Origin of the sequence: Haloglomus litoreum (genome assembly GCF_029338515.1) — an archaeon.
GTDB lineage: Archaea > Halobacteriota > Halobacteria > Halobacteriales > Haloarculaceae > Haloglomus > Haloglomus litoreum.
In genome coordinates this window covers 3573094-3585869 of record NZ_CP119988.1, presented here as the reverse complement: position 1 = coordinate 3585869, position 12776 = coordinate 3573094, and the positions used below count along the sequence as shown (strand labels likewise).

15 protein-coding genes and 2 tRNA genes are annotated in these 12776 nt (G+C 70.1%); 4 read left to right on the top strand and 13 right to left on the bottom strand.

Annotated elements, in window-relative coordinates:
- Nucleotides 1-79: 79 nt before the first annotated feature.
- The 3 genes from P2T62_RS18060 to P2T62_RS18050 all read right to left on the bottom strand — a co-directional run bounded on the left by P2T62_RS18060 (nucleotide 80) and on the right by P2T62_RS18050 (nucleotide 2855).
- Nucleotides 80-1960, bottom strand: a complete 1881-nt coding sequence (locus P2T62_RS18060) for a hybrid sensor histidine kinase/response regulator (RefSeq protein WP_276258410.1) — start codon at nucleotides 1958-1960, stop codon at nucleotides 80-82.
- Nucleotides 1961-2283: 323 nt separating this feature from the next.
- A tRNA-Leu gene (locus tag P2T62_RS18055) sits at nucleotides 2284-2368 on the bottom strand.
- A gap of 145 nt (nucleotides 2369-2513) precedes the next feature.
- Nucleotides 2514-2855: a ferredoxin gene (locus P2T62_RS18050; protein WP_276258409.1), complete on the bottom strand. Its 342-nt coding sequence runs from the start codon at nucleotides 2853-2855 to the stop codon at nucleotides 2514-2516.
- A gap of 429 nt (nucleotides 2856-3284) precedes the next feature.
- Here P2T62_RS18050 and P2T62_RS18045 point away from each other — a divergent pair, with 429 nt between their 5' ends.
- Nucleotides 3285-4109, top strand: a complete 825-nt coding sequence (locus P2T62_RS18045; protein WP_276258408.1) for an MOSC domain-containing protein — start codon at nucleotides 3285-3287, stop codon at nucleotides 4107-4109.
- A gap of 233 nt (nucleotides 4110-4342) precedes the next feature.
- Here the strand turns inward: P2T62_RS18045 and P2T62_RS18040 are convergent, their stop codons facing one another.
- The 3 genes from P2T62_RS18040 to P2T62_RS18030 form a co-directional block, all read right to left on the bottom strand.
- Nucleotides 4343-4840, bottom strand: coding sequence for a DUF5812 family protein (locus tag P2T62_RS18040; protein WP_276258407.1), 498 nt, complete (start codon nucleotides 4838-4840; stop codon nucleotides 4343-4345).
- Nucleotides 4841-4880: 40 nt separating this feature from the next.
- The gene (locus P2T62_RS18035; protein ID WP_276258406.1) at nucleotides 4881-5336 is read right to left on the bottom strand and encodes a hypothetical protein; all 456 of its coding nucleotides are present in this window, start codon (nucleotides 5334-5336) and stop codon (nucleotides 4881-4883) included.
- Between the two features lie 89 nt (nucleotides 5337-5425).
- On the bottom strand, nucleotides 5426-6358 hold the full coding sequence (locus tag P2T62_RS18030; protein ID WP_276258405.1) for an MBL fold metallo-hydrolase: 933 nt from the start codon (nucleotides 6356-6358) through the stop codon (nucleotides 5426-5428).
- Nucleotides 6359-6412: 54 nt separating this feature from the next.
- On the opposite strand from P2T62_RS18030, the gene P2T62_RS18025 reads away from it, so the two are divergent.
- A complete protein-coding gene (locus P2T62_RS18025) occupies nucleotides 6413-7117 on the top strand; it encodes a phosphoglycolate phosphatase (RefSeq protein WP_276258404.1) in 705 nt (234 codons plus the stop codon).
- Nucleotides 7118-7150: 33 nt separating this feature from the next.
- Here P2T62_RS18025 and P2T62_RS18020 read toward each other — a convergent pair whose 3' ends face one another.
- The 5 genes from P2T62_RS18020 to P2T62_RS18000 all read right to left on the bottom strand — a co-directional run bounded on the left by P2T62_RS18020 (nucleotide 7151) and on the right by P2T62_RS18000 (nucleotide 9401).
- On the bottom strand, nucleotides 7151-7453 hold the full coding sequence (locus tag P2T62_RS18020) for a putative quinol monooxygenase (RefSeq protein ID WP_276258403.1): 303 nt from the start codon (nucleotides 7451-7453) through the stop codon (nucleotides 7151-7153).
- A gap of 49 nt (nucleotides 7454-7502) precedes the next feature.
- Nucleotides 7503-7727 carry a hypothetical protein gene (locus P2T62_RS18015; protein ID WP_276258402.1) on the bottom strand — a complete coding sequence of 75 codons (225 nt, stop codon included), beginning with the start codon at nucleotides 7725-7727 and terminating at the stop codon, nucleotides 7503-7505.
- Nucleotides 7728-7841: 114 nt separating this feature from the next.
- The gene (locus tag P2T62_RS18010) at nucleotides 7842-8054 is read right to left on the bottom strand and encodes a hypothetical protein (RefSeq protein ID WP_276258401.1); all 213 of its coding nucleotides are present in this window, start codon (nucleotides 8052-8054) and stop codon (nucleotides 7842-7844) included.
- A gap of 289 nt (nucleotides 8055-8343) precedes the next feature.
- Nucleotides 8344-9261 (bottom strand): acyltransferase, encoded by a 918-nt coding sequence (locus tag P2T62_RS18005; protein ID WP_276258400.1) that lies wholly within the window; start codon nucleotides 9259-9261, stop codon nucleotides 8344-8346.
- On the bottom strand, nucleotides 9258-9401 hold the full coding sequence (locus P2T62_RS18000; RefSeq protein ID WP_276258399.1) for a hypothetical protein: 144 nt from the start codon (nucleotides 9399-9401) through the stop codon (nucleotides 9258-9260). Before P2T62_RS18000 ends, P2T62_RS18005 begins: the two co-directional genes overlap by 4 nt.
- Before the next feature lie 444 nt (nucleotides 9402-9845).
- On the opposite strand from P2T62_RS18000, the gene P2T62_RS17995 reads away from it, so the two are divergent.
- Complete coding sequence (locus P2T62_RS17995) at nucleotides 9846-10124, top strand: DUF433 domain-containing protein (RefSeq protein ID WP_276258398.1); 279 nt, start codon at nucleotides 9846-9848, stop codon at nucleotides 10122-10124.
- A complete protein-coding gene (locus P2T62_RS17990; protein WP_276258397.1) occupies nucleotides 10121-10462 on the top strand; it encodes a DUF5615 family PIN-like protein in 342 nt (113 codons plus the stop codon). Before P2T62_RS17995 ends, P2T62_RS17990 begins: the two co-directional genes overlap by 4 nt.
- Before the next feature lie 163 nt (nucleotides 10463-10625).
- On the opposite strand, the gene P2T62_RS17985 is transcribed toward P2T62_RS17990, so the two are convergent.
- Nucleotides 10626-10700 (bottom strand) — tRNA-Ile (locus P2T62_RS17985).
- Between the two features lie 80 nt (nucleotides 10701-10780).
- On the bottom strand, nucleotides 10781-12700 hold the full coding sequence (locus tag P2T62_RS17980; RefSeq protein ID WP_276258396.1) for a hybrid sensor histidine kinase/response regulator: 1920 nt from the start codon (nucleotides 12698-12700) through the stop codon (nucleotides 10781-10783).
- Nucleotides 12701-12776: the final 76 nt, after the last annotated feature.

The following is a 12776-nucleotide window of genomic DNA, read 5'->3' as shown; positions in this document are numbered from 1 at the left end:
CTCGGGGGCGCGAGCACAAGAGCGACGCGGTCGGGTCGCGGGGACGGGCCCGGGGGGCGCCGGGTCACTACCCGGCCCGTCAGCCGTCGGTGTGGAACTCGAACCGGGCGCCGCCGGCCGCGCTCTCACCGACGGTGACCGTCCAGCCGTGCGCCTCGGCGACCGTGCGGACGATGGCGAGCCCGACGCCGGTGCCCTGCTCGGTGGAGTAGCCCCGCTCGAACACGTCGTCGCGGTCCTCCTGTGGGACACCGGGACCGTCGTCCGTCACCGCGAACCCGTCGGCCGTCCCCACCACGGTGACCGTGAGTCCCTCGTCGGCACCGTCGGCGGGGGTCTCCACCGGGTCGTCGGGCGACGACTGGCCGTCCGTGGAGCCGTGCTCCACGGCGTTCTCGAGCAGGTTGGCGAGCAGTTGTTCCAGCCGGGTGCGGTCGGCCTCGACCTGGCCGGGGTCCCGGGTCTCGAGCGTGGCGGCGCCGGTGTCGAGCGTGCTCCAGACGTCCCTGGCGAGCGGTGCGAGCGCCACCGGGTGGCGCTCGCCGACGGTGTCTCCCTGCCTGGACAGCGTGAGCAGGTCCCCCGTCATCGACAGCATCCGGTCGGTCGCATCGGCGATGGCCTCGAGCTGCGGGACCAGCTCCTCCCCGCTCGCTCCCTCCTCGGCGAGTTCGCGGGCCAGCTCGACGTGGCCCTCCACCACGGTCAGCGGGTTCCGGAGGTCGTGGCTGACGATCTCGGCGAACGCCTCCAGCCGCTCGTTCTGTGCCTCCAGTTCCCGCTCGCGCTTCACGCGGTCGGTGATGTCGTGGACCACGCCGACAGTGCCGGCGAACGACTCGCCCGGCTCGGTGGGCTGGAGCGTCAGCGTCAGCTCCCGGGGGACCACCTCCCCGTCGGCCCGCTTCGCCTGCACCTCGACCGTGACCGAGTCGGTCTCCCCGTCGAGCAGCGACTGGATGGCCGCTTCGACGGTCTCCAGCCCTGCCTCGGTCATCACGTCGCCCGCGTACCGCCCCTGTAGCTCCTCGCGACTGTACCCGGACAGCTCCACCATCCGCTCGTTGAACATCTCGAAGCAGCCGTCCGCGTCGAGCGCGTAGACGCCGTCGCCCATCGCCTCGACGAGCTGCCGGTAGCGCTCCAGCTCCTGCTGGCGCTCGCGGTGCTCGGTGATGTCCCGAACGATCACCTGGACGGCCCGCTCGCCCCCGTACTCGACGGCGCTGCCGGCGACGAGTCCGTGTTTCAGGTTCCCGTCCGCGTCGACGTACCGCTCCTCCAGCGACTCCATGGTCGCCTCGTCGGCCAGCAGCCTCGCGATGCGCTCGCGGGCCACCGCCCGGTCGTCCGTATCGAGGTACGACAGCGGGTCGTCCCCGATGAGTTCGGCCGGGGCGTCGACCCCCAGGAAGTCGGCCGCCGCCCGGTTGGCGAAGGCGATCTCGTCGCCCCGGTGGACGGCGATGGCCACGGGCGCCGTCTCGACGAGGCGCCGGTACCGCTCCTCGCTCCGCTCCAGCTGGCGCTCGGTGCGGTACTTCTCGACGACCGTCGCGATGCGCTCGGCCAGCACCTCGTACTCGCTGGCGTCGCTGGACTTCCCGAAGTAGTCGGTCGCGCCGGCCGAGAACGCGTCGCTGGCCACCTCCTCGCTCCCCTTCCCCGTGAACAGGATGAACGGCAGCTCCGGGTACGACTCCCGGAGCGACTCCAGGAGCTCGATGCCGTTCATCCCGGGCATGTCGTAGTCACAGAGGACGCAGTCGAACGACTCCTCCTCCAGCCGGTCGAGTGCCTCCCGCGGGTCGGTCTCCGAGGTCACCTCCAGCGAGGGGTCGCACCGTTCGAGGAACCGCCTCGCGACCGTCGCGAACGCCGGGTCGTCCTCGACGTGGAGCACCTCGATCCGGTCCCGCTCCCCGTCGGCGACGAACAACGGTTCCCCCGTCCCGGACATGTTGTACGTCCCCGTATCTGAGCCTGGCGCGCATATGAATGTTGGCTCGTCATAACCGGGCCCCCGGTGGACGTCCAGACCGTTGACTGGCGTTCGTCGGGATGCGAGGGAGGGATTCGAACCGTCGTCACTTCGCTCGCGCTGCTCGCTCGTGACGGGGTTCGAATCTGCCGTCCGCACTCACGGCTCACTGGCGTTCGTCGGGATGCGGGGGAAGGGATTCGAACCGAAGGCGGACGTGCTCGCTCGCGATGCTCGCTGTGCGCGACCGCCAGGGTTCGAATCCTCCGTCCGCACTCACGGCTCACTGGTGTTCACCGGAGTGCGGGGGAAGGGATTCGAACCCTCGAACCACTACTGGAGCGGATCTTAAGTCCGCCGCCTTTGTCCGGACTCGGCCACCCCCGCGCGTTCTCCAGTCGGCGGGGCCACCGTTTGTCGGTTTCGGTCAGAGCCGACGACAGCCGTCTCGAGCATTCTGATTGTTCTCTCAATCTGGGGGTTGCGCCCCGTTCTATGGAGATATTCCGCTGGTTTGTGAATAACTGGGCTGTCACCAGTCGACCGACAGCGTCCCGTCTCCATGCGGGTCGGGAGCGATCTCCTCGTCGGTCCGGCGGTCGACGACGTGGATGACGCCGCGGTCCTTCTTCGCCGGGCAGACCTCGGCCGCGCGGACGTTGTGGTCCAGCTCGGACTCGTCGAAGAAGTACGTCTTCGGCGTTCCGAGCCCGGATTTCAGGTCCATCTCCCAGTTCGCGGAGACCTCGGCACACTTCCCCGCGGCGATGCACTTGTTGGCCTCGAAGATGATCTTGTACGGCTTCTCCTCGACCGGTGGCGCGTCGGTCTCCCCGATTTCGGCGGGGTCGACCGGCTCGTCCGCGTCGCTCATGCAGGTCGGTTCGGTGCGGACCCGTTAAGCGGTGTCGGTGGCCGTCCCCGGTCCGAGTGGGTGCCACCGCTGCCCGTCTGGTAGGTGCCGGTGCGGACGGACGAACGGCCCGACCATCCCGGAACGGGCGTGCCTGGCCGTTACGGCGTGCCCTGGACGAACGCCCACCCCAGCCCGAACGCGGTGCCCAGGAACAACAGCGTCAGCAGGGCGAGGTAGACGATCTTTCGTCTGAGCGACTCCCTTGCGGTGTACCCCATACCCCGTAGGGATTGCCTACTCCGACAAAAAGGGGTAGGACGGTTCATCTCGCACGGGGCGCCGCTGTACGAACGTTCGGGGTGGTGACCGGACCGGCGGTCGCTGACCGGCGCGCCGACCGGCACCCGAACCGTTCAAGCGCCGTCACGACCAGGCATCCGCCAACCGATGGCCGACCACGACGGGACCGACCCACGCGTCGCCCGCCTGCGGGTCTATCCGGTGAAGTCGCTGGACCCGTACGAACCCGACCGTGCGGAGGTGCTGCCCGAGGGTGGACTCGGGTTCGACCGCGAGTTCGCACTCGTCGACGACGACGGTGACTACGTGAACGGGAAGAACGAGCGCGCGGTCCACCGGCTCCGGTCGACGTTCGAGCCTCCGGCGACGGTTCGCCTCCGCCCGAACGGCGACCCCGACGCCGTCCGGACGTTCGACCTCGCAGACAGCGAGGGGCGGGCCGCCGCGGAGGCGTGGCTGGCCGAGTTCTTCGGCTACCCGGTCCACGTCCGGCGCGACGAGCACGGCGGCTTCCCCGACGACACCCACGCCCACGGCCCGACGGTCGTCTCCACGGCCACCGTCGAGCGCGTGGCCGACTGGTTCGACCTCCCGGTCGAGAACGCCCGCCGACGGCTCCGGGCGAACATCGAGGTCGATGGTGTCCCCGCCTTCTGGGAGGACCGCCTGTTCCCCAGTGACGACCGCGAGCACGTCGTCGGGTTCCGCGTCGGCGACGCCGAGTTCGAGGGGATCAACCCGTGCCAGCGGTGCGTGGTCCCCTCGCGGGACCCCGACACGGGCGAGGAACTCCCCGAGTTCAACCGCCGCTTCGTCGAGCGCCGCGCCGCCGAGAAGCCCGACTGGGCCGGCGACGCCTGGTTCGACCACGAGTTCCGGCTGATGGTCAACACGCGGGTCCCTCGCGATACCGTCGGCGCCGAGGTGTCGGTGGGGGACGCGGTGCGGATACTGGACGAGCGGCCGCGGTGAGAACGACCGCCGGGCAGTGCTGCCACTCGGCGATGTAGAGTCATGGCAGCACTACGGCGGCACCCGGTTCGGACCCGTGAAGGTCGTCGAAAGGCGGGCGACGCCGGTTACTGCACGCTAACCGGTAGGCGCGACCACGGTGATAAGTGGTCCGGGTCGTCGCTCCCGATCTGCTCGCGGGCTCGGTACGTCGCTCCCGTTCGGCCGCGGGTCCGGTCGTCGCTCCGCTCGCCTCAGGGCAGGTAGCGCACGCTGAGGACGCCCTCGTCGTCGTCGAGTCGCAACTCGACACGCCGGGCACCGACCCGTGCGGCGACGGTGCGGGTGGCCTCGTCGGCGGCGACCTCCTCGGCGGCGGTCTCGACGGTCCCCGGGTCGAGGGTGAGCACGTGGAGTTCCCCCTCCCCGGCGCGCTCCCGGCGCGTCACCTCGCCGACGGGCTGGTCGGCGGCGATGTCGTAGGCCAGCTCCGTGGGGGGCTCGGGGCTGTGCTCGATGCTGAGTGCTCGCCGGGAGGCCACCTCGAGGACGCGCCACGTCACCTCCATCGGCGGCTCTGGTGCGAGCGTCGCCTCGACCACGTCGTCCATCTCGACGCCGGGGTTCGTCGCCAGCGTGTGGACCTGCCCGCCGTCGACGGCCTTCAGCACCGCGCTGTCGGCGTCCGCGTGCGTGACCACGAACTGGCCGGTCGTCGTCTCCCCGTCCGCCGCCGTCGACTCGTCGGTCATACCCGAGCGTGGGGCCTCGGGACGGTTCACGGTTTCTCTCTCACAGCCGGAGCCGGACCGTCTCGACGAACGCCGCGGCGTCCTCGTCGTCGGGGAGCCGCCAGTCGTCGGTCGCCGCGAGGCCAGCCGTGCCCTGGAACTGGTAGTACGGCTCGTTCGAATCGAGCCACCGGTAGAAGCCGAGGACCGCGAGCACCGCGAAGCCCCCGGCGACGGCCGACGCGGGGACGACGGCGACGTTCGCGACGCCCATCAGGAGCGCGGGGACCAGCGTGGCCAGGAGGACGGCCGACAGCGCCGCGACCAGGTAGCGGGTGTCACGCCCGGCGACGCGGCCGACGCGCTCGACCTCGTCGTAGGGGAGGGTCTCCGGGGCCGCGTCGGCGGTCGCCGCCGGGACGCGGAGCACTCGCTGGTCCGTACAGTACCACACCCAGTCGCCGTCGTAGCGGGCGTGGACGGACTCGTCGCCACGGAGATGGCGCTCTATCGACACGGATGAGGCACTCGTTCCGGTCGCATAAATCCGTTCGAACGTGTCGCGCAGACGGCGGGGAGGGCTGGTCGCACTGGTGCCCGACGCGGTCAGTTCTCGCCCTCCCGCTCCCGAAGGTACCGGAGAACGCCGGCCACGTCCCGGTAGGCGGTGGGTGTCTGCCACCGCTCGCCCAGCGCGCCGAGTATCTCCCCGGCCCCGTCGTGGTCGGCCCGGAGGGCGTCGATGCGCTCGACGTACTCCGGGAGCACCTCGGCGTAGCCCGCGAGCTCGGCGTCCGCGGCCCCGTGCTCGCCGGGGCCGAAGTGCCCGTAGCAGTTCACCGTCGGGTCCAGCCCGCGCAGGCGCTCGACCGTCTCCAGGTTCGCCGCCAGGTCGAACGACGGCGGCGGCGTGGTCGGCAGGACCCGGCCGTCGTAGTACATCCCCGCGGCGTCGAGCGAGAACAGGGCGCCGGAGGCGCGGTCGATAGCGGCGTAGTGGTGGGGTGCGTGTCCGGGCGCGTCGACGAACTCGAGGGTCCGGTCGGGCAGGTCGAGCGTCTCGCCACCCGTGACCGACACGCACCGCGACGCCGGGACGACCTCGGGGTCGCCGTAGGCGTCGGGCATCCCCATCGCCTCGTCCGTGCTCTCCTTCAGGCGCGCCAGCCGGTCGGCGTCGGTCAGGTACGGCAGGCCGCGCTCGTGAACGTAGACCTCCGCGTCCGGGCAGGCGCGCGCCAGGTCGCCCGCGCCGCCCGCGTGGTCGAGGTGGACGTGGGTGACGAGGATGGCCTCGACGGCCGCCGGGTCGACGCCGAGGTCGGCCATCGCCGCGCGGATGCGGTCGGTCGTGTCCGCGGCGCCGCAGTCGACGACCACCGGCGCCTCGCCCGCGACGAGGTACGAGGAGAGAGCCGTCGGCTGGCCGTGCAGCAGGTGGTCGACCGCGTACGTCTCCGGACAGCCCGGAACCGGGATGGGGTCGGGACCGTCGCCGGCGTCCGACGTGGGGGTGTCGTCGGTGTTCCGCTCTGCCATACCGGCCGTACGGGAGACAGGGGCTTGATACCCCCGGCGGGCGGAGTGGTGGTCGTGCTTCCGCCGCTGGCCGTCGACATCGACGGGACGCTGACCGACGAGGAGCGGGCTCTCGACGCCCGGGTCCTGCCCGCGCTCCGCGAGTGGGCCGCCGAGGCGCCCGTCGTCGTCGCGACGGGGAAGGCGCTGCCGTACCCGGTGGCGCTGTGCGAGTTCCTCGGCGTGCCAAAGCGCGTGGTGGCGGAGAACGGCGGCGCCGTCTACGTGGACCACGAGATGGAGGGCGACGGGGAGTTGCGGTTCACGGGCGACCGCGAGGCGGCCGCGGCCGTCGCCCGCGAGTACGAGGCCGAGGGGTACGACGTGGGATGGGGGCCGACGGACTTCGTCAATCGCTGGCGCGAGACGGAGTTCGCCGTCGCGCACGACTCTCCGCTGGAGCCCCTGGAGCGCATCGCCGCGGACCACGGACTGCGCGTCTTCGACACCGGGTTCGCCTACCACGTCACCTCGCCGGAGGTGGACAAGGGCCGGGGGCTGGAGGCGGCCGCCGCCGCGCTCGACCTCGAGCCCGACGCGTTCGTCGCGGTGGGTGACTCGGAGAACGATGCCGCGATGCTGGCGCTTGCGGGCCGCTCGTTCGCGGTCGCCAACGCCGACACCGAGGCCCGCGCCGCGGCCGATACGGTCTGTGAGGAGTCGTACGCCGACGGGTTCCTGGAGGCGATCGAGACGGTTCGCGAGGAGTTCGCCGACTGAATCGAGGGGCCGGGGGAGACACCCCCGGAACCCTCACATCAACTGGGTCTTCTCGCTCACGTCGAACCGGTGGAGTTCGGGCGCGCCCGCGGCGAACCCCGGGACCCGGCTCTCGAACGAGCCGTAGTGGTCGCTGTTCATGTGGGCGTTCAGCGCGTCCTCGTCCTCGTACTGCTCGAAGATGCGCAGTGTCGTGTCGTCCTCGACATCGAGCGCGACGCGGTAGTCGATGACGCCGGCCTCCTCGCGGGAGTGCTGTGCGAGTTCCGTGGCGGCCTCGACGGCGGTCTCGCGGCTGTCGGGGTCGATGGGGATGCTCGCGTTGAGTACGATCATGCGGCTACCGGGTGGAAAGCGGCGATGAAAAAGCTACCGTGCGCAGCCGTCAGTCGCTGATCCCCTTGTCCTCGGTGCCGTCGGCCTCGACCGACGGCCCCGCCCGAGCGCCGACACCGGTCGCCTCGCCGGCCTCCGGAGGGCCCTGGTGGCGCTCGGCGTGTTCGGCCTCGAAGTGCGCCACGGATGCCTCGTAGCGCGACCCGTCGGCGGGCACCTCGATGTCGGTCCCACAGTAGTCGCACGCGACCATCTCGCCCGCGGTGTCGGCCATGGACGTTTGTACCGTCGAAGCGACCAAATCCGTGATGCCGGGACGCCCCGGCGATATTTATGTTGCGTCGGACGTGCGCGGAACGATGCCGACTCCCCCGCCAGCGGGGCGGAATCAGTCCCCAGCGTCGTGGGGGCCACCCACCGGCCGGGCCGAGCCATCGTGACCGCCGGCGGCCTGCCCCTCGCCCGACCTGGCGACACGGTCCCGGATGTGTTCCGTCTGGAAGTGCGCCGTGAACGCCTCGAACCGGCTCCGCTCGGCGGGTACCTCGATATCGACACCACAGTAATGGCACGGCACCGTCTCGACGGGAGTGTCACCCATGCCACCGAGCAACGTACACCACACCAAAGGGGTGCTGCCGGGAGCCCCCGGGAGTTTTTGTGCGCATCCCGGCCGGTGGAACGATACGTGGCTCCCCCACCCGGGACCGAGGTCGCCGGAGCGACGGTGATGGACCGCCCTCGACCACCTCCGCAGGCACGCCCTTGTAACCGAGACCGCATCGGTCGACCACCTCCGCAAGCACGCGCTGCAGCCGGCCCAGGTGGGCAGCCCCGCAGGAACAGCGACGGGGTGCATCCGGTCCCCCCACCGGCCCCCTGGTGACGGCTCAGTCCGAGGGCGACCCCGGCCGCGCGGGCGGCGTCAGGTCGCGGCCGAACTCGTCGACGGACTCGAACTCTCCGGTGAGGTCGCTGTCGAGTTGGCGCTCGACGGCGCGGTTCTCCAGCGGCCCCGGCTCGCGAGCGACTGGCTCCCACCCGGGCTTGACCTTCACGCTCTCGGCCGGCGACCCGACCGCGACGTGGTGGTCGGGCACGTCCCCTCGCACCATCGCGCCGGCGCCGACCATCGCGTTCACCCCGACGCGACAGCCCGCGTTCACCATCGAGTCGTACCCCAGCCGCGCGTCGTCGTCGACGACCGTCCGGTAGTTCGTCACGTCGGACTGGTCGACCACGTCGTGGCTGTGGGTGTGGAGGTGGCTCCGGTCGGCGATGGAGACGCGGTCCCCGATGACCAGCTCCCCGCGGTCGTCCAGCAGCACGTCGTTGTGGACGACGACGTTGTCGCCCATGACGATGTTGTGGCCGCACTGGATCTTGATGCCGCCGAACAGCCGGACCCCCTCGCCGACCTCCTCGAACAGGTGGGTCGCGAGCATCCGGCGGAACGGCAGCGCGAACGCGGTGTTGTTCGCCAGCGGGGACTCGTCGAAGCCACGCCAGAGGTAGTTGAGGCACTTCGCCTCCCGGAGGTCCGCGTGGTCCTGCTCGGCCCAGTGCTCGGACTCGGTGAGCGCGTTCCGCGGATCGTAGCTCGCCGCCCGCACCCGCGCCATCGGCGACTGTGGCTTCCCGTCCAGGTAACGCTCGTACGCCTGCCGGTCGCCGTGGATCTCGGCCAGCAGCTCGCCCACGACGGCGCCCGTCGGGTCGTCCGACGCGAGCCGGTGGTCGGCGAACGCGACCGCCTCGTCGATGCGTGTCTGGACCTCCGGCGGCAACTCGACGTGACGCTTCGTCATTCCGCGCCCCCGATGGACTCGCCGCACGCGACGCAGACGCTCGTCTGCTCGGTCGGGTCCCACGACAGGGACCCCTCGGCACAGTTCTCGCAGGGCAGGTACGATGCTGACTGAACACCCGTGTTGGCGGGGGCGGACATTGTATCCGATACGTCACACGAACCACGGATAAGAGTTTGCAGAAAGGTAGTGGATACTGTATAAGGTGTGTATATGTCTTGTTCGGGGTCGGTCGGGGTGTCGTTCGTCAATCTCGGGCCGGGAAACCTGGCCACTCCGACAGGAGTGGTCAACAGGCTCCCTGACGAACGTTGCCGAGAACAGCCGCTTCGCTGTCGGGTGTTGCGTCCGAGATGAATTGGCTGGGGAGGTCAGCGCCTCGGGCGGAGGCCCGGTATGGGCCAAACCGGAGGTGCCAGATTCGCCTCCCGCTGCGGTCCGGTCGGATGGTAGGTTGGCTGTCGTCGTCATGGTCAATCGCGAAGGTACCTTCGTCGCTGTTCCATCTTCTCGCGGGCTCTCCTCCTGTCGTCGCTGGGCCAGCAGGGCGAGGACTTACCTATCGTGACACCGGAAACTGGTGTATGGCAGTGACGAAATCGAAGATCGTCTCCGGCGAGGAGTCGGAGATTCACGACGAGCCCCATATCGAGGGGAGTCGCGTGACTGTCCAGCATATCCACGCCCGGGTGGAGGGTCGGGGACTGCGGCCGGAGACGGTGGCCGAGCGGCTGAACCTCGACGTGGCGGACGTGTACGAGGCGCTGGCGTACTACCATCGCCACCCCGAGGAGATGCGGGCGGTCGAGGCGCGTCGCCAGCGCGCGGCCGAGGCGGCCCCGACGCTCGAGAAGCCCGAATGAGGTTCCTCCTCGACGAGAACCTCGAGCACGAGATCTTCCACCGGCTCGAGAACGGCGGTCACGATGTCCTCCACGTCGAGGTGAGCGAGGGCCTCTCGAAGGGTGACTCCGACACCGAACTCGGGGCGCGGTCGCTGCAGGACGAGCGGGTCCTCGTCACCTACGACGACGATTTCCTGACGGAACTCTCCGAGGCGGACTACTACGCGGTCCTCTACTTTCCCGACCAGCGCCTCTCGGCTCGCGAAATCGCCGAGATTCTCGAGGAGATCTCGACGTACTACGACGAGGAGCAACTCCGTGGGGGACGGACGGTCGGCCGGAGCTGGCTGGACTGACGACCCCTGGGTCGGTGGCCGAGCGGGAACGGCGGCCCCCTGACGGCACGGCTGGCCAACAGGTTCCCTGATGAACTCTCCCGAGAACGGCGGCTCCGCTGTGGGGTGTTGCGTCCGAGATGAATTGGCTGGGGAGGTCAGCGCCTCGGGCGGAGGCCCGGTATGGGCCAAACCGGATTTGAACCGGTGACCTCCCGGTTATCAGCCGAGCGCTCATACCTGACTGAGCTATTGGCCCAGGTAGGCGCACTCGGTGGTACTGTCGTCGGTCGTTTAAGGATTACCTTTCTGCACGCCGGGCTGTCGGACCCGGCGTCGTCAGGCGGTTTCGACGCCCCGGAACTCGATGCGGGCGCCGCCCGCCTCGCTCTCGGTGACGGCGACCTCCCAGCCGTGGGCCTCGGCGATGCGCCGGACGATGGAGAGGCCGAAGCCGGTTCCACCGACGGTCGTCGACACCCCGGCGTCCAGCACCGCGTCGCGCTGCTCGGGCGGGATACCGGGCCCGTCGTCGGCGACGTAGAAGCCAGTCCCGTCGGGCAGGTCGCCGACCGTGACGGTCACCGCCGGGTCATCGTCGGCGTCCGCCTCGGTGTCTGCACCGCCGTCCTCGGCCGCCACGTCCTCCGGGGTGCCGTGTTCCACACTGTCGTCGGCCTGCGGCCGACTGCCCGTGGAACCGTGTTCCACGCTGTTCCGGACGAGGTTCTCGAAGAGCCGCTGGAGGCGGCCCGCGTCGGCCCGGATGAGGAGGTCGGTCTCGAGCCGGAGGTCGGCCCCGGGGGTGTCGACGTTGCGCCAGCCCGCCTCCGCGACATCGGCCAGCGCGACCGGCCCGGGGTCGTCGACGGCCTCGCCCTCCCGGCCGAGTTCGAGCAGCTCCTCGATGAGCGTGCTCATCCGTTCGTGGGCGGCCGCGACGGCGTCGAGGTGGTCGGCGTCGCCGGTCTCCTGGGCCAGTTCCAGATGCCCCTGGGCCACGTTCAGCGGGTTGCGGAGGTCGTGGCTGACGATGGAGGCGAACTCGTCGAGTCGCTCGTTGCGTGACTCCAGTTCGCGCTCGTGGCGGCGGCGCTCGGAGATGTCGCGGGCGATGCCACAGAACCCCCAGGCCTCGCCGTCCTCGTCGGTGAGTGCGCGGCCGCGGAGTTCGTACGGGACCGTCGACCCGTCGGCCATCACGAGGTCGACCTCGACCGTGGACCGGCCGGTCTCGTAGATCTCCTGGATCGAGTCCGCGACGCGCTGGACGTCCTCGCCCGTGACGAAGTCGGTCGGCCCCATCTCGTCGAGGGCGGCCTCGTCGTAGCCTGAGACCTCGACCACGCGGTCGTTCCAGCGGACGAAGTTGCCATCAGTGTCGAAGACGTAGACGACGTCGTCGAACGCGTCCATCACGGTCGCCGTGAACTCGCGCTCCTCGCGGAGTTCGCGCTCGCGCTGCTTCCGGTCGGTGATGTCCGAGATGAACCCCTCCAGCGAGTCGACGTCGGCGCCCGGCGTCCCGTCGGTACCGACCGCGCGACCGCGCTCCCACATCCACCGCACGTCGTCGTCGGCATCGACGATGCGGTAGGTGAGTTCGAACGGTTCGCCGTGCGTGATGGCGTCCTGCACGATCTCCCAGGCCCGGTCCCGGTCCTCGGGGTGGATGATGTCCTCGCCCCAGGAGACCTCGCCGTCCTCGATGGCCTCGGGCGGGTAGCCGACCAGCTCCTCACACTCGCCGGCGACGTAGCTCATCGGCCACCCGGGCGCGTTCTCGCAGCGGTAGACGATCCCCGGGAGGTTGCTGATGAGCGTCTCCAGCCGGCGGTTGCGCTCCTCCAGCGCCCGACGGGAGCGGAACCGGTCGACCGCCGTCTCCACCCGATCTGCGAGGAGCGCGAACCGCTCGCGGCCACCGCCCTTCCGGAGGTAGTCCGTCACCCCGGCGGAGATGGCCTCGCTGGCCACCGCCTCGCTCCCCGCCCCGGTGAACAGGACGAACGGGAGCTCCGGTTCGCGGTCACGGACCGCCTCGAGGAGTTCGATACCGTCCCCGCCGGGCAGTTCGTAGTCGCTCACCACACAGTCGACCGGTTCGGCCTCCAGGGTGGCCATCGCCTCGTCGGCCCTCGTCGCGGTCGTGACCACGACGGCGTCGCTCTCGCTCTCGAGAGCGTCGCTCGCGACATCCAGGAACGACGGATCCGGGTCGACGTGGAGCACCCGGATCGGATCGGTTCGGGAGGCCATCGTGAGAGTGGCTAGAGAGTCTGGTTCGGCTATGAAATACCTGTGGGCTAGTCGACTTCGACCGATGTCGGACAGC